At 34.5% G+C, this 25,537-nt stretch carries 19 protein-coding genes; 16 read left to right on the top strand and 3 right to left on the bottom strand.

Features of this window, described 5'->3' with window-relative positions; translation table 11 throughout:
* Nucleotides 1-23: 23 nt before the first annotated feature.
* The 3 genes from F1592_RS04325 to F1592_RS04315 all read left to right on the top strand — a co-directional run bounded on the left by F1592_RS04325 (nucleotide 24) and on the right by F1592_RS04315 (nucleotide 3,794).
* On the top strand, nucleotides 24-290 hold the full coding sequence (locus tag F1592_RS04325; protein WP_053016331.1) for a hypothetical protein: 267 nt from the start codon (nucleotides 24-26) through the stop codon (nucleotides 288-290).
* 223 nt (nucleotides 291-513) lie between these two features.
* On the top strand, nucleotides 514-1,806 hold the full coding sequence (locus F1592_RS04320; RefSeq protein ID WP_053016332.1) for an anaerobic C4-dicarboxylate transporter family protein: 1,293 nt from the start codon (nucleotides 514-516) through the stop codon (nucleotides 1,804-1,806).
* A 362-nt stretch (nucleotides 1,807-2,168) separates the two neighbouring features.
* The gene (locus F1592_RS04315) at nucleotides 2,169-3,794 is read left to right on the top strand and encodes a BCCT family transporter (RefSeq protein WP_053016333.1); all 1,626 of its coding nucleotides are present in this window, start codon (nucleotides 2,169-2,171) and stop codon (nucleotides 3,792-3,794) included.
* Between the two features lie 60 nt (nucleotides 3,795-3,854).
* Here the strand turns inward: F1592_RS04315 and cudC are convergent, their stop codons facing one another.
* Nucleotides 3,855-4,409 (bottom strand): choline uptake/conversion transcriptional regulator CudC, encoded by a 555-nt coding sequence (cudC, locus tag F1592_RS04310; protein WP_037551526.1) that lies wholly within the window; start codon nucleotides 4,407-4,409, stop codon nucleotides 3,855-3,857.
* Between the two features lie 263 nt (nucleotides 4,410-4,672).
* Here cudC and betB point away from each other — a divergent pair, with 263 nt between their 5' ends.
* The 9 genes from betB (at nucleotide 4,673) to mbcS (ending at nucleotide 17,296) form a co-directional block, all read left to right on the top strand.
* A complete protein-coding gene (betB, locus tag F1592_RS04305; protein WP_053016334.1) occupies nucleotides 4,673-6,163 on the top strand; it encodes a betaine-aldehyde dehydrogenase in 1,491 nt (496 codons plus the stop codon).
* Between the two features lie 141 nt (nucleotides 6,164-6,304).
* Nucleotides 6,305-8,011, top strand: a complete 1,707-nt coding sequence (betA, locus tag F1592_RS04300; protein ID WP_053016335.1) for a choline dehydrogenase — start codon at nucleotides 6,305-6,307, stop codon at nucleotides 8,009-8,011.
* A gap of 303 nt (nucleotides 8,012-8,314) precedes the next feature.
* Complete coding sequence (gene aryK, locus F1592_RS04295) at nucleotides 8,315-10,579, top strand: transcriptional regulator AryK (RefSeq protein ID WP_149809763.1); 2,265 nt, start codon at nucleotides 8,315-8,317, stop codon at nucleotides 10,577-10,579.
* 146 nt (nucleotides 10,580-10,725) lie between these two features.
* On the top strand, nucleotides 10,726-11,901 hold the full coding sequence (locus F1592_RS04290) for a M20 family metallopeptidase (RefSeq protein ID WP_149809762.1): 1,176 nt from the start codon (nucleotides 10,726-10,728) through the stop codon (nucleotides 11,899-11,901).
* A gap of 12 nt (nucleotides 11,902-11,913) precedes the next feature.
* Entirely contained in the window at nucleotides 11,914-13,296 is a 1,383-nt protein-coding gene (locus tag F1592_RS04285; RefSeq protein ID WP_037558319.1) for an MFS transporter, read from the top strand.
* A 182-nt stretch (nucleotides 13,297-13,478) separates the two neighbouring features.
* Nucleotides 13,479-14,660 carry an amidohydrolase gene (locus F1592_RS04280; protein WP_053041300.1) on the top strand — a complete coding sequence of 394 codons (1,182 nt, stop codon included), beginning with the start codon at nucleotides 13,479-13,481 and terminating at the stop codon, nucleotides 14,658-14,660.
* A 116-nt stretch (nucleotides 14,661-14,776) separates the two neighbouring features.
* On the top strand, nucleotides 14,777-14,989 hold the full coding sequence (locus F1592_RS04275) for a sterile alpha motif-like domain-containing protein (protein ID WP_037538349.1): 213 nt from the start codon (nucleotides 14,777-14,779) through the stop codon (nucleotides 14,987-14,989).
* A gap of 71 nt (nucleotides 14,990-15,060) precedes the next feature.
* Nucleotides 15,061-15,534 carry an antibiotic biosynthesis monooxygenase family protein gene (locus F1592_RS04270; protein ID WP_011274761.1) on the top strand — a complete coding sequence of 158 codons (474 nt, stop codon included), beginning with the start codon at nucleotides 15,061-15,063 and terminating at the stop codon, nucleotides 15,532-15,534.
* Between the two features lie 166 nt (nucleotides 15,535-15,700).
* The gene (gene mbcS / locus F1592_RS04265) at nucleotides 15,701-17,296 is read left to right on the top strand and encodes an acyl-CoA synthetase MbcS (RefSeq protein WP_053016339.1); all 1,596 of its coding nucleotides are present in this window, start codon (nucleotides 15,701-15,703) and stop codon (nucleotides 17,294-17,296) included.
* A 117-nt stretch (nucleotides 17,297-17,413) separates the two neighbouring features.
* Here mbcS and F1592_RS04260 read toward each other — a convergent pair whose 3' ends face one another.
* Complete coding sequence (locus tag F1592_RS04260) at nucleotides 17,414-18,184, bottom strand: SDR family NAD(P)-dependent oxidoreductase (RefSeq protein WP_223197211.1); 771 nt, start codon at nucleotides 18,182-18,184, stop codon at nucleotides 17,414-17,416.
* A gap of 120 nt (nucleotides 18,185-18,304) precedes the next feature.
* Here F1592_RS04260 and F1592_RS04255 point away from each other — a divergent pair, with 120 nt between their 5' ends.
* The 4 genes from F1592_RS04255 to lqo all read left to right on the top strand — a co-directional run bounded on the left by F1592_RS04255 (nucleotide 18,305) and on the right by lqo (nucleotide 24,656).
* Nucleotides 18,305-19,186 (top strand): LysR family transcriptional regulator, encoded by an 882-nt coding sequence (locus tag F1592_RS04255; protein ID WP_223197210.1) that lies wholly within the window; start codon nucleotides 18,305-18,307, stop codon nucleotides 19,184-19,186.
* A 207-nt stretch (nucleotides 19,187-19,393) separates the two neighbouring features.
* Nucleotides 19,394-22,021: a pyruvate, phosphate dikinase gene (gene ppdK / locus F1592_RS04250; RefSeq protein WP_149809761.1), complete on the top strand. Its 2,628-nt coding sequence runs from the start codon at nucleotides 19,394-19,396 to the stop codon at nucleotides 22,019-22,021.
* Nucleotide 22,022: 1 nt separating this feature from the next.
* Nucleotides 22,023-22,853 carry a pyruvate, water dikinase regulatory protein gene (locus tag F1592_RS04245; protein WP_011274768.1) on the top strand — a complete coding sequence of 277 codons (831 nt, stop codon included), beginning with the start codon at nucleotides 22,023-22,025 and terminating at the stop codon, nucleotides 22,851-22,853.
* A 309-nt stretch (nucleotides 22,854-23,162) separates the two neighbouring features.
* Nucleotides 23,163-24,656 (top strand): L-lactate dehydrogenase (quinone), encoded by a 1,494-nt coding sequence (lqo, locus tag F1592_RS04240; protein WP_053016342.1) that lies wholly within the window; start codon nucleotides 23,163-23,165, stop codon nucleotides 24,654-24,656.
* Between the two features lie 53 nt (nucleotides 24,657-24,709).
* On the opposite strand, the gene F1592_RS04235 is transcribed toward lqo, so the two are convergent.
* On the bottom strand, nucleotides 24,710-25,414 hold the full coding sequence (locus F1592_RS04235) for a GntR family transcriptional regulator (protein WP_149809760.1): 705 nt from the start codon (nucleotides 25,412-25,414) through the stop codon (nucleotides 24,710-24,712).
* Between the last annotated feature and the right edge of the window lie 123 nt (nucleotides 25,415-25,537).

Here is a 25,537-nt window from a genome sequence, read left to right as displayed (position 1 = left end):
ATTGTGAAGGAGGGTGAGTAGAGATGACGTTTGATGTAATTAAGTGGATTATATTAGCTCTAATTGCTATTGTAACTATTGCGATTATTTGTGGCCTCATTTGGGGTTCATTATTAGAAGAACGAGCATATGATAAACGCTCTAAAAAAGAAAAGCGAAAAGAAACTGAGAAAAATTTAGAAATGGCAAAAGGTCATACTGATGATAAAGGTGTAGATAGTGACTATGAAGAGGCACCAACTAAAAAAGGAACACTCAAAGATGAGCATATTAATCATCGTGAGAAATAATGATTATAAAACCCTTGGAAGATGCTATATTAAGCATACTTTCAAGGGTTTTTAAATTGAAATTGATGAGGAATAAATTGAATAGTAAGGTTGAATGTTCACATTTTATTTACATTTAATATCTCAATTTTTCTTCAATTCTATACTTTTAGCATCTGCAAGTGATAAACTATGTATGTTAAAAAAATCACAATAATTTTCAGAAAAGTTAGGAGCTTTCATCATGCTACTGTTTGTAGTAGAAATCATCATAATGATACTGTCTATTATATTAGGGCTTCGCACAGCTGGTGCATTAGGGTGTGGTATCTTCGCCATTGTGGCACAACTCATTATGATTTTTGGCTTTCAATTGCCTCCAGGTTCAGCGCCTGTCACTGCAGTTTTAATCATTTTATCTATTGGTATCGCAGGTGGTACCTTACAAGCTACAGGAGGAATAGACTATTTAGTCTTTCTTGCTTCTAAAATTATCGAGCGTTTCCCGAAATCCATTATTTTTATCGCACCAATGATTGTCTTTCTGTTTGTATTTGGTGTAGGTACCGCAAATATTGCGTTATCTTTAGAACCTATTATTGCTAAGACTGCTGTTAAAGCAAATATCCAACCTAAACGACCACTCACCGCATCTGTTTTGACTGCAAATTTAGCCTTATTATGTAGTCCTGCAGCATCGGCAACAGCTTATATCATATCAGTAATGGCTGGTTATCATATATCAATGGGACAATATTTAAGTATTGTATTACCTACAGCGATTATTACGATGCTAATGTTGAGTGTCTTTTGTACATTTGTGGGTCGTAAGACAACGGTCACTGCAAGTGAAATTGCACATACGCCTGAAGTGTCAGTCAAACAATCATTTACAACGAAAACCAAATTAGGCGTAGTTGGATTTTTATTATGTGTTGCAGGTATATTAACTTTTGGTATTTTTCCAAATTTAATGCCTTCATTTAATGTTGATGGTGAACAAGTTAAAGTAACTATGACGGAAATCGTCCAATTCTTTATGTATTTGAGTGTCGCAATTAATTTATTAATGATGAAGATTAACACGAGTGATATATTGTCATCTAATATTTCGCAATCAGCTATTGGTGCACTCTTTGCAGTACTTGGTCCAGGTTGGTTAGGTGCTACTGTATTTAATGCACCGCAAAATTTAAAAATTATACAAGACGATATTGGACAAACAATTCAATCTATACCTTGGCTAGTCATTGTCTTAGTTGCCATAGTGGCAATGATCGTTATCTCGCAAACTGCAACAGCCTCCATTATGGTGCCGATTGTCATGAGTATGGGTATTCCACCAATGTATTTCATTGCAATGGTCCAAACGCTTAATGTCAATTTCGTCATTCCAGCACAGCCAACATTATTATTTGCAGTTAATCTAGATGAGACCGGACGCACACGTGCAACAAGTTTTATTATTCCAGGGTTCTTTGCGATTGGTGTATCAATCGTGGTTGGATTCTTAATTAAATTTTTATTGGGATTATAGATTATAAGACCACTAATTTTGGGCAAATGCTCAAAGTTTAGTGGTCTTTTTTTTGAAAATAAACAGGTATTTTAAAAGAATTCAAATAAATATAAATTCACAATAACAGTATTATTATGCAAAATTAATGCAATATAAAATTTGTTAAATACGTTAAGTTTAAATTTAACACTGTTGTTATGGCGATTTTTAAAGCTTTAAAATATGTCTGAAATATATATTTATTCAATAAACAGAAAAGTATAATTTGAATGGAATTTGCATTTTTATTTAATTTTAGATATCGTCAATATGTGAATAAACCGTGACAAGAAAGTGGTTTTTAATTTTTATCGAAACAACAATTTTGAGGAGGAACATAATTGAAACGAGAAAAAATTATGGATTGGCCGACTTTTATAGGGACGGTAATCGTATTACTTGTAGCTGTTACACCGATGATGGTATTTCCTAAAGCTAGTGAAAAAGTAATTACCGATATCAATAACGCAATTTCCAATTCAATTGGATCTGTGTATTTATTTATGGGATTAGTTATTCTATTCTTTGTACTATATATTGCATTCGGTCGTTATGGCAATGTAACACTTGGAAAGGCAACTGACAGACCAGAATTCAATAACTTTAGTTGGGCGTCTATGCTCTTCTGTGCAGGTATTGGATCGGATATTTTATATTGGGGTGTCATTGAGTGGGCTTTCTATTATCAAGTACCACCGAATGGTGCGAAAGCGATGTCAGATGAAGCACTTACATATGCAACACAATATGGGATGTTCCATTGGGGACCAATCGCTTGGGCAATCTATGTGTTGCCAGCATTACCTATTGGTTATTTAGTATTTGTTAAGAAACAACCAATTTATAAAATCAGTCAAGCATGTCGTCCAGTTTTAAAGGGGCAAACGGATAAATTCTTAGGTAAATTAGTGGATATATTATTTATTTTTGGTTTACTAGGAGGCGCAGCAACATCACTCGCACTTGGCGTGCCAATGATTTCTGCTGGTATAGAGAAACTTACAGGAATCGATGGAGAGAATATGGTTGTGCGTTCAATCATCTTATTAACAATCACAGTAGTATTCGCAGTCAGTTCGTATTCTGGCTTGAAAAAGGGAATTCAAAAATTAAGCGATGTTAACGTATGGCTATCATTCTTATTGTTAGGCTTTGTATTTATTGTTGGCCCTACCGTATTTATTATGGAAACAACGATTACTAGCTTTGGTAATATGTTGAGAGATTTCTTCCATATGGCCACTTGGATGGAACCTTTTGGTGGCATTAAAGGACGAAAAGAAACGAATTTCCCACAAGACTGGACAATATTCTATTGGTCATGGTGGTTAGTATATGCACCATTTATCGGTCTGTTCATCGCACGTATTTCAAAAGGACGTCGTCTTAAAGAAGTCATTCTAGGTACTATTATTTATGGTACATTAGGCTGTCTATTGTTCTTTGGTATATTTGGTAACTATGCTGTGTATTTACAAATTACAGGTGAATTTAATGTGATTAACTTTTTAAACACACATGGTACTGAAGCAACGATTATTCAAGTAATGCATCAATTACCATTCTCATCATTAATTGTTGTATTGTTCTTGATTTCTGCTTTCTTATTCTTGGCGACTACATTTGATTCAGGTTCATATATTTTAGCTGCCGCATCTCAGAAAAAAGTTATTGGAGAACCATTAAAGGCTAATCGTCTATTCTGGGCGTTTGCGTTATGTCTATTACCGTTCTCTCTTATGTTAGTTGGTGGCGAACGTGCGCTAGAAGTATTGAAAACAGCATCCATACTGGCGAGTGTACCATTAATTGTCATATTCATTTTTATGATGATATCGTTTATTATTACGCTTAATAGAGATCGGATTAAACTGGAGACAAGAGCGGATAAACATAAAGAAATTGAGAGACGTTCATTACGTATTGTGCAAGTTAAAGAAAAATCAGATGATGATGATAACTTATAAATAAAAAAAGAGCTAGCAGATTCTTCAAAGTTTTACACTTTAGAAAATCTGCTAGCTTTTTTAAATATCTTCTTTTTCTGGAATTGGGTAATGTTCGAATATCTGTCCACTTTCAATGGCATTACTTAGGTTTTCTAACCATTTACAATATTGCTTTGTGTGATCTAATTGAGCTTGGATTTTATCGACTTCTGCTTTAGCATGCTCGTCTAAGTCAGCATTTTTTAATGTTTCGTCTAACAGTAATTGTGCCTTTTCGACCGCTTCTAAATTAGTATCAACTTCACGTTCCCACTTTTGTGTAAAGAAATTTCGGAAAAAATGGAAGAAGTTTTTTTCAGCAATAAAATGTTGTTTTCTGCTACCACGCGTAAATTGTTGTTTTACGATGTCGAATTCTTGTAATTTCTTGACGCCAGCACTCATGCTAGGTTTACTCATTTGTAAATGCTCACGCATCTCATCAAGCGTCATGCTTCCTTCGAAGACCATTGTGCCATATAAATTACCAACGCTACGATTCGTACCGTACAAATCCATCGTTTCACCGATTGAGTTAATTACAAGGTCTTTTGCTTCTTCAATTTTTTGATCATAATTTGTTGAACGTGCCATAGTGCACCTCCATTGTTACTTAGTAATTTTTCAAAAGAGAAATAAACGTTGATGTTCATTTTTCGATTCTAAATCATTATAAAGTGTTTGATGAAAAGTTTCAAAATCGCATATTCATTATTAGCACTTTTGATACTAAATTTTCAAGTTTATGTAAAAAATTGTCTAGTTCTGTCTCGTTTGCAAGGCTGTGAAAAGTGTGATAACCTAGTTTTGTAAAATTCGTTAAATAAAAATTTAACAAACTTAACGGAGGTCGTTTGATGGAACTTGTAGAGAAATTGTCTAATCGTCAATATATCGATGGTGAATGGGTAGAAAGTTCAAATAAAAATACAAGAGATATTATTAATCCTTATAACCAAGAAGTTATCTTTACGGTTGCAGAAGGTACTGCTGAAGATGCAGAAAGAGCAATACTTGCAGCACGTCGCGCATTTGAAGATGCCGAGTGGTCACTAGAAACAAGTGAAGTCAGAGGTAAAAAAGTAAGAGCAATTGCGGATAAAATAACAGAAAACCGTGATGAATTAGCCAAATTAGAAACTTTAGATACTGGTAAAACGTTAGAAGAATCATATGCGGATATGGATGATATAGCTAATGTATTTACTTACTTTGCAGGTTTAGCAGATAAAGATGGTGGTGAAATGATAAATTCACCAATTCCTAACACTGAGAGTAAAATAGTTAAAGAACCTGTAGGTGTAGTTACTCAAATCACACCTTGGAACTATCCATTACTTCAAGCTTCATGGAAAATCGCACCAGCTTTAGCTACAGGATGTTCACTCGTTATGAAACCAAGTGAAATTACGCCATTAACTACCATTCGTGTATTCGAATTAATGGAGGAAGTTGGCTTCCCTAAAGGCGTTATCAACTTAGTATTAAGTAGCGGTGAAGAAATTGGAGATACGTTATCAGGTCATGAAGAAGTAGACTTAGTTTCGTTCACAGGCGGAATTGAAACAGGTAAACATATCATGAAGAATGCGGCCAATCATGTAACTAACATCGCTTTAGAACTTGGTGGTAAGAACCCTAATATCATTTTTGATGATGCTGACTTTGAAGTTGCAGTAGATCAAGCGTTAAATGGTGGTTACTTCCACGCAGGTCAAGTATGTTCAGCAGGTTCACGTATATTAGTACACAACGATATTAAAGCTGACTTTGAAAAGGCATTAATCGATCGTGTAGACAAAATTAAACTTGGTAATGGTTTCGATGATGATACAGAAATGGGACCAGTGATTTCTACAGAACATCGCAATAAGATTGAAGGTTACATGGAAATCGCAAAAGAAGAAGGCGCTACAATCGCGATTGGTGGTAAACGTCCAGAACGAGAAGATTTACAAGCTGGTTTGTTCTTTGAACCAACAGTGATTACAGATTGTGATACTTCAATGCGTATCGTTCAAGAAGAAGTCTTTGGACCAGTTGTGACAATTGAAGGATTTGATAGTGAAGAAGAAGCAATTAAATTAGCTAATGATTCTATTTATGGTTTAGCCGGTGCAGTATTCACTAAAGATATCGGTAAAGCACAACGTGTAGCTAATAAATTAAAACTTGGTACAGTTTGGATTAATGATTTCCATCCATACTTTGCACAGGCACCTTGGGGTGGCTATAAACAATCAGGTATTGGACGTGAACTAGGAAAAGAAGGCTTGGAAGAGTACTTAACTAGTAAACACATCTTAACTAACACAAACCCAGAACCAGTCAACTTCTTTAGTAAATAACAAGTCCATGCTAGAACTTTAGAGTCGTTATATTAATTAACTATGCGACTCTATTTATTTGAGTTATAAAGTTGTACGTATCGAACTTAAAACATGAAATAAAAAGACATAATAATCAATTTAAGGGAGGACGAATTTATAATGAGTAAAAAGAATTCATATGATTACGTCATTATTGGCGGCGGTAGTGCAGGATCAGTATTAGGTAATCGTTTAACAGAAGATAAAGATAAAGAGGTATTAGTGTTAGAGGCAGGACGTAGTGACTATCCTTGGGATTTATTCATTCAAATGCCAGCAGCATTAATGTTCCCATCAGGTAATCGTTTTTACGATTGGATTTATCAAACGGAAGAAGAACCGCATATGGGACGTAAAGTAGACCATGCACGTGGTAAAGTGCTTGGTGGCTCTAGTTCAATTAACGGTATGATTTACCAAAGAGGGAATCCAATGGACTATGAAGGATGGGCTGAACCAGAAGGTATGGAATCATGGGACTTCGCACATTGTTTGCCATACTTTAAACGTCTAGAGAAAACATACGGTGCTACACCATTTGATCAATTCAGAGGACATCACGGTCCAATTAAATTAAAACGTGGACCTGCAACAAATCCTTTATTCAAATCATTCTTTGATGCCGGTGTAGAAGCGGGTTATCATAAAACAAAAGATGTGAACGGATATAGACAAGAAGGGTTTGGACCGTTTGATAGCCAAGTGCATAATGGTCGTCGTGTTTCAGCATCAAGAGCTTACTTACACCCAGCAATGAAACGTAAAAACCTAACTGTTAAGACTCGTGCATTTGTCACTAAAATTCATTTTGATGGTAACAAAGCAACAGGGGTAACATTTAAACGTAATGGTAGATATCATACTGTTGACGCTGGTGAAGTTATATTATCTGGTGGAGCGTTCAACACGCCTCAATTATTACAATTATCAGGTATTGGTGACGCAGAATTCTTGAAATCTAAAGGTATAGAACCACGTATGCATTTACCAGGTGTTGGTGAAAACTTCGAGGACCACTTAGAAGTATATATTCAACATGAATGTAAAGAGCCTGTGTCACTGCAACCTAGCTTAGATGTTAAACGTATGCCATGGATTGGTTTACAATGGATATTCGCGCGTAAAGGTGCAGCAGCATCAAACCACTTTGAAGGCGGTGCCTTCGTAAGATCAAATAATCAAGTTGCATATCCTAACTTAATGTTCCACTTCTTACCAATTGCTGTAAGATATGATGGACAAAAAGCACCAGTAGCACATGGTTACCAAGTTCACGTAGGTCCTATGTATTCTAATTCACGTGGTAGCTTGAAAATTAAATCAAAAGACCCGTTTGAAAAACCAAGTATTGTCTTTAATTACCTTTCAACTAAAGAAGACGAACAAGAGTGGGTAGAAGCTATTCGAGTAGCTAGAAATATATTAGCGCAAAAAGCAATGGATCCATTTAATGGCGGTGAAATTTCACCAGGACCATCAGTACAAACAGACGAAGAAATCTTGGATTGGGTACGTAGAGATGGTGAAACAGCATTGCATCCATCATGTAGTGCTAAAATGGGACCTGCTTCAGATCCAATGTCTGTTGTAGATCCATTAACAATGAAAGTTCACGGTATGGAAAACTTACGTGTTGTTGACGCTTCGGCTATGCCTCGTACAACAAACGGTAATATTCATGCACCAGTATTAATGCTTGCTGAAAAAGCAGCAGATATCATCCGTGGTAAGAAACCATTGGAACCACAATATGTGGATTATTATAAACATGGCGTAAGCGATGAAAACGCAGGCGCAATGGAATTTGATCCATATTACCAACACTAATTATAAAACACTATATTAATACTCTAGAACTAGTATAATTAATAAACCAATGCTACTTTACAAATTTGCAGTAGCTAACTGAATTGAGAAGGCGTTTAAATCAAGTTTTTCTTAGTTCTAGTTATCCCTGCAGGGGGAGTGGGACAATGAATTCAAAATGAATTCTGACTCACTCCCCCTTTTTCTATTTAACTTTTGATTTTAAACATTCAGAACAATATCACGTTAATAAAATCTTCTTAGTCATCAAAATTTGATATTATAGATTGAAAGAAGTGATTAAGAAGGGCGGGTTAATACCTCTTGAATACTAATTATGAAATCACGTTCGACACTAAAAAGGAAGATATAGCCTCTGATTATTTATCGCTAAATTTAATTTTAAAAGGTAACGTCACATGTCAAAGTGAAAATCAAAATAAGCACTATCATGTTGGAGATTTAATATTAATCAATAGCTATCAAAACTTTTTGATTTTAGAAGATTCAGATGTAAGTTATATGTCGCTCCGACTGTCTAATAATTATTTTTCTCATTACATAGAAGATAAGAATATTTATTTTCATTTTGAAGAAGTATCTCAAAAAATACATGATGACATCAAAACATTGTTAGCTAAAATAGGGATTACTTATTTAAGAAAAGGGAAGTTTCATCAATTACACATGGATCAAATGATGATTCAATTAATTGAAATGTTAGTGAAATTTATTCCCTATCAATATAGACAAGAGTTGATTCATGAACATAATAAAGATGATGTATTTGCTAGTCTCGCTTCAGAATTCATTAATCAACATTATATGGAACGTATTGGTTTGGATGATTTGTCAAACTATATTAATTTGTCTAGTTCGTACACTTCTAGATTATTCACGAAAAAATTAGGAACGTCGTTTAATAGTTATCTTAATAAAGTGAGAACGAGAAATGCTGAACATGATTTGAAACATAGTGATATTTCAATTACTGACATAGCAATGAAGAATGGTTTTTCTAATTCAACGTCATTAGCTAAACATTTTAAATTATGGTATCACATGACACCGGGTGATTATCGTAAGGAATTTCAAGTTAAAGACTTGAATCAGTTGAAAATGAAACCTTTAAATAAGCAAAGTATTAAGAGATATGTTCAATATTTGTCGTCTTTTGTGAATAATCAAATGGATGTCGTCATTCATTCGGCAGAACCCCAAAAAGAAATCGATATTCAATTAGAAGACAGTCTTGGATATTTAAATAAATACAATCATATCGTTCAAATTGGAAGTATCGTCAATATGCGCGTGCATCGTTATAGAGAGCAATTATTGGAAGTGAAAGATAGAGTTGGTTTAGATACTGTATTGGTACAAGATTTAGTAATTGATACTTCTTGGAGAGAACATGTCGTTGCATCTGATGAAATTATTCCGCATAGCCACCAATATATGACTTTAGATGAGTGTTTGTTATTTTTAATGAACCATCAAATACATTTGAGTATTCGTTTGAGACCGCCACATAGTGCAACAGCATTTCAAGCGTATTGTGATACATGGGTACAGATTCTTAAACATTTTATAAATATGACAACACATAGCAGTAGAATGCAACTTTCAGTAATTATAGACGCCATAGATCTGAAACAGTACATTCAATTATTTGAAGTTTTTAATCGTTATATATCTAACGTGAAATTTATTGTAAATTATCAAGATTTTAGTAATCAAAAAAATAACTTGAAGTTACTTTTTAAAGATCATTCTGAAAAAGTTAATATGTTAGCGTTTGAAGCTAATCAGAATGACGTAGTCAATTTAGAAGTTTCTGAAGATATACAGTATCAGTATGCTAAAAATCATATCAACGAGACAGTAGAAGCCTTAGTCGAATGGCTCCCGACAAAGCAGAAAGCTATGCCATTAATGTTACTCAACTGGAATACCTTAACTGGTAATTCAAATCTTACTAATGGCGAATATTTTAGAGCGGGTATTATATTTAAACAATTACTAGATATTAATGAAAAAGTGTGTACGGTGGGTTATTGGCTGAATTATGAATTACACCAAAAATATGGTGTCGTGAATGAACATCAATTAATGGGAATTGACTTATATCATCAATTTGATGGTAAACGCCCTGCATTCTTTACAAGTAATTTCTTTAGAATGTTGCAAAATAATGTGAGATTCAGAAATGAAGAATGTATGGTTGTTGGCGACGATACACATCTTCAAATTGTTGTATGGGATGCGGATCATTACAATCCTTATTACACGATTTCAGAGCAGCCGAATGTAATGGAAAAGAGAAATTTTAAAATAGAAATTAATCAACTTCAAAGTGGGCTATATAAAATTAAACACTACACGTTAGATAAAGAGAACGGTGCTTTATATCGGGTATGGCAACAACACAATACAACATATGGTATGGATCAGGAAACGATTGATTATGTTAATCGTATTTCATATCCTAAATTGGATATCGCAGAAGTGGAGGTAGAAGAAACACTTACCTATCATTTAAAAGTAATGACGAATTCCATTCATATTATAGAAGTGAATAAGTATGTATAAGTTGGATAATGACAAAAATTAATCATTAATTTTTGTCATTATCCTTTTTTAATTCAAAAATAAATAAATTTAGTGCTAAATAGGACAACGATTGAATATTAAATTTAGAGATAAACGATACAATAATAAGTGAGGAGAGATGAATTATGAATAAACAATTAATTAACACTTTACAAGAAAAAGAAGAACGTATGATTGAAATAAGAAGATATTTACATCAACATCCTGAGTTATCATTCAAAGAACAGGAAACGCCAAAATATATCGCTGATTTTTACAAAGATAAAGATTGCGAAGTAGAGACTAATGTAGGACCTAATGGCGTCAAAGTGACGATAGATAGTGGTAAACCTGGTAAAACAATTGCGATTAGAGCAGACTTTGACGCTTTACCAATTCAAGAGGCTACGGGCTTACCTTTTGCTTCAAAAAATGAAGGTGTTATGCATGCTTGCGGCCATGATGCACACACAGCTTATATGTTAATTTTAGGTGAAACATTAATAGAAATGAAAGATCAATTTAAAGGTAAAGTTATTATTATTCATCAACCAGCAGAAGAAATGCCTCCAGGTGGTGCGCAAGGCATGATTAAAGATGGCGTGCTTGATGGTGTAGACCATGTGTTAGGTGCACATGTAATGAGCACAATGGAAGCAGGAAAAGTATTCTATAGAGAAGGCTTTGTACAAACTGGACGTGCTTACTTTAAATTAAAAGTACAGGGTTCAGGTGGTCATGGATCTTCACCACATATGGCAAACGATGCGATCGTTGCAGGTGCTCAATTTGTTACGGAAGTACAAACGATTGTATCAAGACGTTTAAGTCCATTTGAAACGGGCGTTATTACAATAGGTTCATTTGATGGTAAAGGTCAATTTAATGTTATTAAAGATGCGGTAGAACTTGAAGGTGATGTAAGAGCGCTAACTGATGACACACGTGACACAATTGAAAAAGAATTGAAACGCTTAGTAGAAGGTCTTGAATCAACGTTTGGCGTTACATGTGAGTTCGAATTTAAAAAGGATTATCCAGCATTATATAATGACCCTGAATTTACACAATATGTTGCACAAACAATTAAAGAAGCGGATGCATATGATATACAAGGTATTGAAGTTTGTGAACCTCAACCACCTTCAGAGGATTTCGCTTTCTATGCAGCGACATTGCCAAGTACATTTATTTATTCAGGCGCTGCACCTAAAGATGGCAAGATTTATCCACATCACCATCCAAAATTCACAATTGATGAATCATCAATGTTAGTAGCTGCAGAAGCAGTAGGGACAGTCGTTTTAGACTACTTAAGTTAAGGGGAGAGCATTATGGAAATGAAACAACAACAATTCACTGGAAATAATAAGCTTTTATTAGGTATTGTACTCGGCGTAATTACATTTTGGTTGTTTGCGCAATCATTACTCAATTTAGTGCCAACAATTCAACATTCATTTTCAAGTAGTATTGGTACAACGAGTATTGCGATAAGTATTACGGCGTTATTTAGTGGTATGTTTGTCGTTGGTGCAGGTAGCTTCGCCGATAAATTAGGCCGCGTAAAAATGACGTACATTGGTTTAATATTGAGTATTATTGGCTCATTATTGATCATTGTAACACCATTTACGCCAATGTTAATTCTTGGTCGTATTATTCAAGGGTTATCAGCAGCAGCAATTATGCCATCTACATTAGCGATTATTAAAACGTATTATCAAGGTTCAGATCGACAACGTGCGTTGAGCTTCTGGTCAATTGGGTCTTGGGGTGGCTCAGGATTTGCTTCTCTATTTGGAGGTATGATTGATACAGCAATTGGTTGGCGCTGGATTTATATTATCTCTATTATTGTTGCGATTTTAGCTATTCTATTAATTAAAGGTACTCCTGAAACTAAAGCGAACCAAACAACAAATACTAAATTTGACTTTGTAGGACTTACGTTGTTTGTCATCATGATGCTAAGTATTAATGTTGTGATCACTCAAAGTGCTAAATTAGGTTTATTCTCACCAACGATTTTAGCTTTAATTGCAGTGTTTATTATTTCAACAATCATCTTTGTTCGTGTCGAAATGAAAATGCACTACCCATTAATAGACTTTAAATTATTTAATAATAAAGCGTATACGAGTGCAACAGTTTCTAATTTCATGTTGAATGGAGTTGCCGGTACGCTAATCGTTGCTAATACATTTGTTCAACAAGGGTTAGGTTTCTCAACATTTCAAACCGGACTACTTTCAATTACGTATTTAATTACAGTATTATTGATGATTCGTGTCGGTGAAAAGGTTCTCCAAAAAGTTGGCGCAAGAAAACCAATGTTACTGGGTACTGCATTGAATATGGTTGGTATTTTATTAATATCATTTACATTCCTATCTTCACAAATGTATGTTGTCGTATGTGTCATTGGTTACTTATTATACGGACTAGGATTAGGTTTCTATGCGACACCATCTACAGATACAGCCATTTCAAATTCTCCTGAAGATAAAGTAGGTGTGGCATCTGGTATTTATAAAATGGCATCTTCACTTGGTGGTGCCTTTGGTATTGCCCTTTCAGGTACGCTATATGGTATCGGGGCAGCGATGGTTAATATTAACTTTGGCGCAATGTTAGGATTATGGTTGAACATTTTAATGGCAATCATTTCATTTACCGTTATACTTATCGGTGTTCCTAAACAACAATCTAAATAATTAACGATAACCATTTAACAGAAGTATATGCAATCATTTATCAATGTTCGCATATGCTTCTTTTTTCGGGAAAAGAAGACTATAAATGAATGTAACATTGAATCATGTTTGGAACATATGAAACCGTGACGCAACATTGTTAAACGAGAAAAGCATATAATGAGGAAAAAGGAGTGGATATAATGATGAAAGATCTAGTAAAACGTCTACAAGAGAAAGAAGAAAAAATGATTGAAATTCGTAGACACTTACATGAACATCCAGAATTATCATTCCAAGAATCAGAAACACCTAAATATATTGCTGATTTCTATAAAGACAAAGACTGTGAAGTTAAAACGAATGTCGGTGAAAATGGTGTGAAAGTGACTATCGATAGCGGCAATCCTGGAAAAACAATTGCGATTAGAGCAGACTTTGATGCTTTACCAATCCAAGAAGATACTGGATTGTCATTTGCGTCTAAAAATGATGGTGTGATGCATGCATGTGGTCATGATGCGCATACCGCGTATATGTTAATATTAGCTGAAACGTTAATTGAAATGAAAGATCAATTTAACGGTAAAGTGATCGTTATTCATCAACCAGCAGAAGAAATGCCTCCAGGTGGTGCCAAAGGTATGATTGAAGATGGTGTGCTAGATGGTGTCGATCATGTGCTAGGTACACATGTAATGACGAATATGGAGCCGGGTAAAGTGTTCTACCGTCCTGAAAATGTTCAAACAGGTCGCTCATACTTCAAGTTAACGATACAAGGTGAAGGTGGTCATGGTTCATCACCTCATACAGCAAACGATGCGATTGTCGCTGGTGCTAACTTTGTTACTACTGCACAAACAATCGTTTCACGTCGCCTTAACCCGTTTGAAACTGGTGTTGTAACAATTGGCTCATTTGATGGTAAAGGTCAATTTAATGTCATTAAAGATAAAATCGAGCTTGAAGGTGATGTGCGTGCATTAACAGATGCTACACGTGATAAAATTGCTGACGAATTACAACAAATGGTCAAAGGGCTTGAAGCAACATTTGGTGTTAAATGTGACTTTGAGTTTAGTAAAGACTATCCAGCACTATATAATGACCCTGATTTTACAAATTATGTTGCAGAAACTATAAAAAAAGCTGATTTAGATGACGTAAAAGGGGTAGAAGAATGTGAAGCACAACCGCCATCAGAAGATTTCGCATTTTATGCTAAAACATTACCAAGCACATTTATTTATTCAGGTGCTGCGCCTCAAGATGGAAAAGCGTATCCTCATCATCATCCTAAATTTAAAATTGATGAGAAAAGTATGTTAGTCGCAGCAGAAGCCGTGGGTGCAGTTGTGTTAGATTACTTAAATTCAAAATAAAAAATTGTTATCTCAACTTAGCCAACAAAACTTCAGAAATTGTTGGCTTTCCAGTACTAGTGTAAAGCTATGTATCATGATAATATTAGCGTATATCTAAACACTGGGGTGAGATAATGAGTTTTTACGAATTTATGCAAGGATTTATTGGTGACCAAACCCCTTTAGGCGAACTTGCACATTGGATTAGCCAAGATCAGCATTTCCCAAAGTATGAACGAATTTCTGATAACATACTTAGTTATTTTACGAAAATTACAACATTGGACCACGAATTTTTAGAAATCGTAAAGCGTTCTATCTCGCTTTATGAACAAAGCCAATTATAATGACAGAACGCATATAGATATACAAATTTAATAGTAGCTCAGTGCTAGTTTAGAAATGAAGGATAAGAATCATGATTTTAAAAGATAGTTACAAAACTTATGTAGTAGAAGAAAAAGGCGATAACACGATTTCAATAAAGAAAAATAATGATGAACATCAATATGATGTGTTAGAAGTGATTGATGATTTATCAAATGATTCTTTTTGTGTGTTAAATCATTTATTTGTTAATGAAGGTATGGAAGACGCATTCGAGAAGAAATTCTTAGAACGTCCTAAATACCTACAAAATGTTCCAGGATTTAAAGCTTTAAGATTTTTACGTCCACAAGTAGCAGGACGACACTATATTATTTTAACTTTATGGGAAGAACGTCAGGCATTTTATGATTGGCAGAATTCTAATGAATATAGTCAAACCCATAAACATAGAGGCACTGAACGTGGTGTTGATCGCAACATTGTTAATCGTGATTTATCTTATAATGTGCGTATTGAGCTATCTGGTTTAGAGTCAAAATTAGATTTAAGTCATATTTTCTAGTACAGATATAAAGATTAAGCCAATGTCATTGTTATCGACATATGTGCTTAATCTTTTTCAATTTCAAATCAAATTGTAAAAACGTTTACATAAATGATTTTGATTTCATCAGACTAAAGCGTTTGATAAGATAATAAATAAGGTCGAACTGAAAGGGAGTATAGTAATGGATAATTCAAGTTTATTAGCACCAGAGACTTACAATATTGTTTCAGAAATTGAGAAACATGCTTCTAATACATCGAAGAAAGCCCTAATTTATGAAAATGGGGTAGACGAACCAATTACAGTGACATATTCAGAATTAATTAAAAATGCCAATAAAGTGGGACATGTCTTATTAAATCACGGACTTAAAAAAGGTGATAAAGTATTAATCATGATGCCGAGAGCAATTATGACATATGAACTTTATCTTGCTGCATTAAAACTGGGTATTGCAATTATTCCTAGTTCAGAAATGCTAAGAACTAAAGATTTACAATATCGAATTACACATGGTGAGATTAAAGCAGTAATTGCTAAATCTGATTTTATTGAAGAGTTCAAAGGCGTTAAAGAGTATGACGCATTAACGAAATTTATCATTGACGGACACGAAACGGACTGGATTAATATTGAAGATGAAAAAGCGTCTCAAAGTGATGCGTTAGATATTGAAAAAACTTCAAGAGACGATTTAGCCATCTTATCATATACATCTGGAACGACAGGAAATCCTAAGGCTGTTACACATTCTCATGGTTGGGGCTTTGCACACATGAAAATGGCGCCAGAACATTGGTTATGTATTAAAGAAGACGACTTAGTGTGGGCGACAGCTGCACCAGGTTGGCAAAAATGGGTATGGAGTCCTTTCTTATCAATTATGGGTTCAGGCGCAACAGCATTTGTTTATAATGGTAAATTCAACCCTTCTCGTTATCTTGAATTATTACAAGGCTTTGAAATCAATGTCTTATGTTGTACACCAACAGAATATCGTATGATGGCGAAATTAGACAATTTACAAGAATATAACTTAGAACACCTTCACAGTGCTGTATCAGCAGGAGAGCCATTAAACCGTGAAGTTGTAGAACAATTCCGCAATAACTTTAATTTAACGGTGCGTGATGGTTATGGACAAACAGAGAGTACTTTATTAATCGGGTTCTTAAAAGACACTAAATCACGACCAGGTTCAATGGGTAAAGAAATCCCAGGTAGCCGTGTTACGATCGTTGATGATGAAGGACAACCGGTTGAAACAAATGTTAAAGGAAATATTGCTTTACCACTTGATTTCCCTGGTTTGTTTAAAAGTTATTATAAAGATGAAGAACGTACGAAAGCAGCTCAAGCGGGTGACTATTATATTACTGGAGACTTAGCGCATATAGATGAAGATGGCTATTTCTGGTTTGAAGGCCGACGAGATGATATTATTATCAGTTCAGGTTATACGATTGGACCGTTTGAAGTTGAAGATGCCTTAACTAATCACCCGGCCGTTAAAGAATGTGCTGTTGTAGCAAGTCCTCATGAAATTCGAGGCAACATTGTTAAAGCATTCGTTATTTTACAAGATAATTATCAAGGTAATGATGACCTTGTTAAAGAATTACAAACTTTCGCGAAGAATGAAGTAGCACCATATAAATACCCACGTGCAATTGAATTTGTAGACTCATTACCTAAAACAAATTCAGGTAAAATCCGTCGTGTTGAATTACGCGATGCTGAACGTGAGAAATATAATAAAGAAAATGGATTTAAATAATATCGATTTCAATGTATAAAAGACACCTCGTTAAATGCTTTGGTCATCTAACGAGGTGTTATTTTTGTGTATCAGTTTGTATTTGATTGAGTAATCGATACCAATTGATGAAGCATATTATCTGGCAGTGTATCCACCGTCTACAGTTAATGCTGCACCTGTAATAAATCGAGCTTCATCACTTGCTAAGAATAATACTGCATTGGCAACATCTACAGGTTCACCTAAATAGCCAATTGGATGGCGTTCAGACATTTTAGCAGTATAGGCTTCTAAACCACCTTCTGTTTCTGCACCGAGTTTTTTCACTAAAGGTGTTAATATTGTACCTGGATGAACAGAGTTAACACGAATGTGATCTTTACCAAAGCTGATGGCATCTTGTCGTGTCATATTTGTAACAGCACCTTTAGCAGCTGCGTATGGTGTGAGTTCATCTGTACCCACTAAACCTAAGATAGATGAGAAGTTGACGATTGAACCGCCACCATTTTCACGTAAGAGTGGTACAGCATGTTTAGTACAGAAGAATACGCCTTTTACATCGACTGCAAATACCTGATCCCATTCTTCTTCAGTGAGTTGGTCTGTCGCTTTGTCAGCACCAGTTATACCCGCACAATTAATGAGTATGTCTAATTTACCAATATCATGCTTAATATTCGAAAATGTATCTTCAACGCTAGCTTCTTTAGAAACATCTAAGACATAACCGTATACCTTTTGATTAGTTTCTTTAGAAAGTGTGTCAACCGCTTGATTGACTACATCTTCTTTAAGGTCTGAAATGATAACTGTTGCACCCTCTTCAACAAAACGCTTAGCAGTTTCGAAGCCCATTCCACCAACTGAACCAGTAATTAAAGCTACTTTGTTTTCTAGTCTCATAATAATCCCCTTTTCAAAAATAGTCTCATCACAATTTAATGGTATCATCGTCAATATATAATGTATAATGCATAATAATTATATTTTTATAACTTAAAGTTATGATTAGAGGTGTAGCGTTTGGAGATTACAAAGCTCAAATATTTTAAAGTGGTAGCTAATATGAATAATATTACAGAGGCGGCAAAGCGACTGAATATTTCTCAACCAGCACTAAGTAAGGCGATTGCATCAATTGAAGATGAATTGGGTGTGGCATTATTTGACCGGAAAGGCAGACATATCTACTTAAACCGATATGGTGAATTAATGCTGAATTATATAGATAGTGCATTTAGGGAATTAAATGAAGGTGAACGTATAATCAAGGAATTGACAGGTATCGAAAGTGGTCAAGTTACTTTTGCAGTAACATTTCCACATGTCATGCCATTACTCATTCAAAATTATGTGTCACGACATCCCAATATTAAAATTAAGCAATATCAAGCAATATCTGAACGGGCAACTCATTTGATTTTAAATAACGAAGTAGATTTTGCTATATCATCTTCTAAAATTGAACATCGCGATATTAGTTGGGAACCTATCATACAAGATGATATTTATTTAACTGTTAGTAAAGAACATCCGCTCTCTCAATGTATTTCTATTGAATTAACACAAATTAAAGATGAACGATTGATAGGTCAAATTGAAGGTTATGGTTTTCGAGATACGATAGATCACATTTTAAAACAAGAAGGGATTGTTCCTAATTATCAAGTAGAGGTTGAGGATTCGAGCGCTATCTTAAAACTAGTAGCTATGAATATAGGCATTTCATTCACACCCAAACAAGCCTTAAGAAATTTGGATAAGCAAATTGTAGCAATACCTATTAACAATGAACATTGTTATCGGGAGATTGGTTTAGCTTATAAAAAATCTCATTACTTTACAGAAGTAGCGTCGTCATTTAAGACTTTTGTGAATGATTATTTTCAGAATCATATCACTTAAACTGAATAATATATATAAATAGTATGACACAATTAAAGCGTGTAAAACCGACTTTTAATTATTATTGTAAGTCCTTTTTATGCTTTAATTGTGTCTTTTTTATAAATCTTGAAACTAAATGTGATGTTTTTAATTGTATTTATTTTAATTATATGACATACTAAATATTAATTAGTATGACATATAATTAATTGAGGTGACATTATAATGACGAAATATATTTATGCTTTTGATGAAGGACAAAAATCGATGAAAGATTTACTTGGAGGTAAAGGTGCTAACCTATCTGAAATGAAACGTTTAGGTTTACCTGTGCCTGATGGTTTTACAATAACAACTGCAGCTTGTATTGAATACTTAAGACAAGGTAAATCACTATCAACTGATGTAAAAACACAATTAATTGATCATCTTGCTGACTTCTCAGAGAGAACTGGGAAAGCATTCTCATCAGATGCTAACTTATTACTTGTATCTGTACGAAGTGGTGCGAAAATATCGATGCCTGGTATGATGGATACAATTCTTAACTTGGGATTAAATGACGATAACGTAAAGAAACTTGCAGACAAAACAGGTGATGCTCGCTTTGCATATGACTGTTACCGTCGCTTACTACAAATGTTCGGTGAAGTGGTATACAACGTACCGATGCAAGCATTTGATACATATTTTGAAGATTATAAACAACGTCACAACTTTGAAAATGACGCTGCAATTACAGCTGAAGGTTTACAAGAAATTTGTGAACGTTTCAAAGACATTTATATGGAAGAAGTTTATAAACCATTCCCTCAAGAACCTTTGAAACAATTAGAAGAGGCAATCGAAGCGGTCTTTAAGTCTTGGGATAATGACCGTGCACGAATTTATCGTGATTTAAATGATATTCCAAATGACATAGGTACTGCTGTTAATATCCAAGAAATGGTATTTGGTAATAGTGGTAATAATAGTGGAACAGGTGTTGCATTCACTCGTAATCCTGTGAGCGGAGAAAATAAATTATTTGGTGAATATTTATTAAATGCACAGGGTGAAGATGTTGTAGCAGGTATTCGTACACCAAAAGACATTTCAACTTTACACGATCAAATGCCTGACGTACATCAAGAATTTGTTGAAGTAACGAAACAACTTGAACAGCATTATAAAGATATGCAAGATATTGAATTTACAATTGAAAATGGAAAGTTATACTTATTACAAACACGTAATGGTAAACGTACGGCACGTGCAGCAATTAAGATAGCAGTAGATTTAGTAGATGAAGGTGTCATTAAAAAAGAAGAAGCGATGTCAAATGTAGATGTGAAATCAATCGACCAATTATTACATCCTAATTTTGATGAAAAAGCACTAAAACAAGCGACTGAAATTTCAAAAATAGGTTTACCTGCAAGTCCAGGGGCAGCTACAGGACAAATTGTATTTTCAGCTGAAGATGCTAAGGCACTAGCTGATGCAGGTAAGAAAGTTATCTTAATGCGTCCGGAAACGTCTCCTGAAGATATTGAAGGTATGATTGCGAGTGAAGCAATCGTAACAACACACGGAGGTATGACATCTCACGCAGCAGTTGTAGCTCGTGGTATGGGTAAATGTTGTGTGACAGGTTGTTCGGATTTAGAGATCAATACTGTAGCGAAGACAGTTTACTATGATGGTGGGGAACTTCATGAAGGCGATACAATTTCAGTTGATGGTTCTAAAGGTGACATCTACATAGGTGAGATTGAAACAGTGAGTGCTGAACACAGTGAAGAGTTCACTCAATTTATGGAATGGTCAGAGGATATTGCACGCTTGAAAGTTCGAATGAACGCAGAGACGCCTCAAGATATTAAAGCGGGTTATGACTTTGGTTCTAAAGGTATTGGTTTAGTTCGTACGGAGCATATGTTCTTCGGAGCGGAACGTTTAGTTGAAATGCGACGATTTATTCTTTCATCTTCATATGAACAACGAGTAGAAGCTTTGAATAATATTCGTAAGTATCAAGTAGAAGACTTTGAAGCAATATTCCGATTATCTGGAGAGCGTCCTACAATTGTCCGTTTGCTTGATCCACCTTTACATGAGTTTTTACCTAATTCTGATGAAGATGTTGAAAATGTAGCACGACAACTCAACATTCCTAAAGAAGTATTGAATAAACGCATTGTAGATCTTCATGAAGTGAATCCAATGCTAGGACATCGTGGTTGTAGACTTGCAATTACATACCCTGAGTTATATGAAATGCAAGTTGAAGCGATTATGGGAAGCGTATTAAAACTTAAAAAAGAGGGTATAACATGTAAACCTGAAATTATGATTCCGCTAGTATCAACTGTGGAAGAATTCACAACGCTTAAGGAGAAACTGGTTAAAACCATCGAACAATTAGAGAATGAACAAGGTGACAGCGTACCGTATTTAATCGGCACAATGATTGAAACGCCGCGCGCATGTTTAGTAGCAGATGAATTAGCAAAACATTGTGATTTCTTTAGCTTTGGTACAAATGATTTAACACAATTGACATTTGGTTTCTCAAGAGATGATGCAGGTAAATTTATAAATGTGTATACTGAAAGTAATATATTGAAGCTTGACCCATTCCAAACGTTAGATAGAGATGGTGTCGGAAAATTAATCGAAATTGCAGTTGAACAAGCTAAAAAAGTGAATCCGAAAATCAAAATCGGTGTATGTGGTGAATTAGGTGGAGATGCTAAGTCAATTCGTCGCTTCAATCAATTAGCGATAGACTATGTTTCGTGCTCACCATTCCGAGTTCCAGGTGCAATTTTAGCAACAGCTCAGAGTCAAGCGGAGGAAAGCGAGCAGTAAAGTGAACGAAACTCAATCAAATGAACAAATTCTAAAGTTATTTATCGTATCAGATTCCATTGGCGAAACAGCACAACGAATGATTCATGCAACATTAACACAATTCCCTGATTTGCATAATGTTGAAATTAAGAAATTTCCATATATTAAAGATGAAGAGGAATTCTTAAATATTTTAAATTTAGCACGTGAACAACATGCGATTGTAGCGACGACGTTAGTAAGTGAATCCTTTAACGCATTGGGACATCAATTTGCGCATGAACATGATATTCCTTATGTTGACTACATGTCTGATTTAATTAGCATTATTGAGAAGGTAACACACAGTCAACCGCTTATGGAGAGTGGTGCGTTACGTAAATTAAATGATGAATATTTCAAGCGTATTGAAGCGATTGAATATTCTGTTAAATACGATGATGGTAAACATTTTACTGATATAGGTGAAGCGGATGCATTAATTGTTGGTGTGTCACGAACATCCAAAACACCATTAAGTATGTATTTAGCTAACAAAGGTTATAAAATAGCTAATATTCCATTGGTACCTGAAATTGAAATTCCTGATAATGTTTATAAACAAAAAGGATTAAAAGTATTTGGATTAACTGCGAGTCCACAATATATTGCAAACATACGAAAGAATCGTGCGGAAACATTAGGTTTATCTAGTGAATCACGATACAATAACTTGGATCGTATTAAGAAAGAACTTGTATATGCTGAGGAAGTCTTTAAGAAATTAAATGCGACAGTCATCAATACCGAATATAAATCAATTGAAGAGTCAGCATTCTATATTGAGAAGTTTTTACAACCTAAATTGTAATTGCAAGAAGAAAGAAGTCTTTGATTGCAGTTTATATGGTAGAAAGTATATAAATTTAAACACTTAGTTGCATATTTGTGACTAAGTGTTTTCATTTTAAAACTATGTAGCGATAATGCTTTCAATTTTATATAAAAAAATAATTTTAATTAAGTTTCTCCAATTTACAATTTACCATATTTGTTTTAACATAGAAATGAAAGGCTTAACAATCTTAATATAAAAAGATATTACTTTATATTAGGGAGAAAGAGTAGTAAGTAATAACTTTTTAGTTGTTAACTAATAAATTTGGAGAGGTGTACAACCATGGCAGAATCAAAAGACGTCATTTTAATTGGTGCGGGTGTCTTAAGTACAACATTTGGTTCAATGTTAAATGAGCTTGAGCCTAATTGGAATATCAAGCTTTATGAACGTATGGATCGACCAGGTCTAGAAAGTTCTAATGAACGCCACAACGCTGGTACTGGTCATGCTGCACTTTGTGAATTGAACTATACTGTTCAACAACCTGATGGTTCAATTGACATTGATAAAGCAAAAGAAATCAACGAAGAATTTGAAATTTCAAAACAGTTCTGGGGTCACTTAGTGAAAGCAGGACATATCGAGAATCCAAGAGAATTTATTAATCCTCTTCCACACATTAGTTTTGTTAGAGGCGTTAACAATAAAGAATTCTTGAAGAAACGTTACGAAGCAATGAAACAATCACCAATGTTCGATAACATCGAATATACTGAAGACATTGAAGTAATGAGAAAATGGATTCCATTAATGATGCAAGGTCGCGTTGATGACGGCAAAATGGCCGCTAGTAAAATCGACGAAGGTACAGACGTTAACTTTGGTGAATTAACACGTAAAATGGCACGTCACTTAGAATTAGACGAGCATGTTGAAGTTAAATATAGTCACCAAGTACTTGACTTTGAACGTTTATCAAATGGTAAATGGCAAGTTAAAATCAAAGACCTTAAAACTGGTAACGTATTTGAAGAAGTTACTGACTATGTATTCATTGGTGCAGGCGGTGCTGCAATTCCATTACTACAAAAAACAGGCATCCCTGAAAGTAAACATTTAGGTGGATTCCCTATTACTGGTCAATTCTTAGCATGTACTAATCCACAAGTGATTGAAGCACATGATGCGAAAGTATATGGTAAAGAACCACCAGGTACACCACCAATGACAGTACCTCACCTTGATGCACGTTACATCGAAGGTAAACGTACTTTATTATTTGGACCATTTGCGAACGTTGGACCTAAATTCCTTAAAAATGGCTCAAACTTAGATTTATTCAAATCTATTAAACCTTATAATATTACAACGATGTTAGCTGCTGCAGTTAAAAACTTACCATTGATTAAATATTCATTTGATCAAATTATCATGACTAAAGAGGGTTGTATGAACCACTTACGTACATTCTATCCTGAAGCTCGTGATGAAGATTGGGAATTATACACAGCAGGTAAACGTGTACAAGTAATTAAAGATACTGAAAAAGAAGGTAAAGGATTTATCCAATTCGGTACAGAAGTGGTTAACTCTGAAGACCATTCTGTAATTGCTTTACTTGGTGAATCACCAGGGGCATCAACTTCAGTATCAGTAGCTTTAGAAGTTCTTGAGAAAAACTTCCCAGAACAAATCGGCCAATGGAATGCTAAAATTAAAGAAATGATTCCATCATACGGTCAATCATTAATTGAAGATGTTGAATTAATGAGAAAAATACGTCGTCAAACATCTAAAGATCTTGAATTAGGTTACTATGAAGACGCTAAGTAAGATGTTTTAATAATAAGAGTCGCTTGAGAGTTTATAGCTCAAGCGACTCTTTTTTAATTTTCTATAGGGATAAAGAAGTTAGCATATTCATAATGGTAAACAATCTTCGAATAATCGAATGGTATTCCTTTATTAGTGTAAAAGGTCAAATCATGACGCATACAAGGATCATTTGGATTGAGATCCAATTGTGGCGCTTCACCTTCAGTTAGAAAATCAATATAGAAATAGATATCTGAAAAGCCGATATTGATCTTAAGTTGTGATTGAAGATAGTCAAATATTGAATGTTCCGCACTGTCACGATCAAGGTGAGTAACTAATGTTTTATTGAAGTAAGATGTTTCAATACATAAAGGGTTATGATCTAAATAGCGAATACGTTCGACATAATAAACTTCTTCATCTTGTTCCGTTAAACGTAAGTGTGCTCTTGCTTCATCATTAGGTTTTATCGTCTCAAACGTTAGAATTTTACTTGTTACTTCATGACCTTGTAAATTATCTGAGAAGCCTTTTGTTTTCAAAAGGTTGATATAACCGGATTTATTTTTATTACGTACATAAATACCACTGCCTCTTGTTTGGAAAATTATACCATCTCTTTGGAGTATCCCTAATGCTTTAATAATGGTACTTTTGCTAACTTCATATCGTGATTTTAATTGTTCGACACTTGGCAGTTTATCACCAACATTATATTCATCATTTGCAATGGCACTTGTAATATCTTGAGCAATTCGTTCGTACTTTAACATCATTTGACTCCCTTAATGCGTAATTTATATTTATTATAACAAATGTAAAACCCTATTAGTAAATTGTACCGGTATAATTTTGGTTATTCTGTTTACAAATTGTACCGGTATAATTATAATAGT

The organism is Staphylococcus sp. GDX7P312P, from assembly GCF_008385775.1.
GTDB lineage: Bacteria > Bacillota > Bacilli > Staphylococcales > Staphylococcaceae > Staphylococcus > Staphylococcus haemolyticus.
The sequence above is the reverse complement of the archived record's forward strand: the minus strand, read 5'-3'. Positions and strand labels throughout refer to the sequence as shown.

Excerpts from the sequence above, each read along its gene's own strand:
- F1592_RS04235 (WP_149809760.1), bottom strand. The coding sequence starts at position 25,414 with ATGTTAAAGTACGAACGAATTGCTCAAGATATTACAAGTGCCATTGCA.
- lqo (WP_053016342.1), top strand. The coding sequence starts at position 23,163 with ATGGCAGAATCAAAAGACGTCATTTTAATTGGTGCGGGTGTCTTAAGT.
- F1592_RS04260 (WP_223197211.1), bottom strand. The coding sequence starts at position 18,184 with ATGAGACTAGAAAACAAAGTAGCTTTAATTACTGGTTCAGTTGGTGGA.
- F1592_RS04285 (WP_037558319.1), top strand. The coding sequence starts at position 11,914 with ATGGAAATGAAACAACAACAATTCACTGGAAATAATAAGCTTTTATTA.
- ppdK (WP_149809761.1), top strand. The coding sequence starts at position 19,394 with ATGACGAAATATATTTATGCTTTTGATGAAGGACAAAAATCGATGAAA.
- F1592_RS04325 (WP_053016331.1), top strand. The coding sequence starts at position 24 with ATGACGTTTGATGTAATTAAGTGGATTATATTAGCTCTAATTGCTATT.
- cudC (WP_037551526.1), bottom strand. The coding sequence starts at position 4,409 with ATGGCACGTTCAACAAATTATGATCAAAAAATTGAAGAAGCAAAAGAC.
- betB (WP_053016334.1), top strand. The coding sequence starts at position 4,673 with ATGGAACTTGTAGAGAAATTGTCTAATCGTCAATATATCGATGGTGAA.
- F1592_RS04290 (WP_149809762.1), top strand. The coding sequence starts at position 10,726 with ATGAATAAACAATTAATTAACACTTTACAAGAAAAAGAAGAACGTATG.
- F1592_RS04270 (WP_011274761.1), top strand. The coding sequence starts at position 15,061 with ATGATTTTAAAAGATAGTTACAAAACTTATGTAGTAGAAGAAAAAGGC.
- F1592_RS04275 (WP_037538349.1), top strand. The coding sequence starts at position 14,777 with ATGAGTTTTTACGAATTTATGCAAGGATTTATTGGTGACCAAACCCCT.
- F1592_RS04320 (WP_053016332.1), top strand. The coding sequence starts at position 514 with ATGCTACTGTTTGTAGTAGAAATCATCATAATGATACTGTCTATTATA.
- mbcS (WP_053016339.1), top strand. The coding sequence starts at position 15,701 with ATGGATAATTCAAGTTTATTAGCACCAGAGACTTACAATATTGTTTCA.
- F1592_RS04280 (WP_053041300.1), top strand. The coding sequence starts at position 13,479 with ATGATGAAAGATCTAGTAAAACGTCTACAAGAGAAAGAAGAAAAAATG.
- betA (WP_053016335.1), top strand. The coding sequence starts at position 6,305 with ATGAGTAAAAAGAATTCATATGATTACGTCATTATTGGCGGCGGTAGT.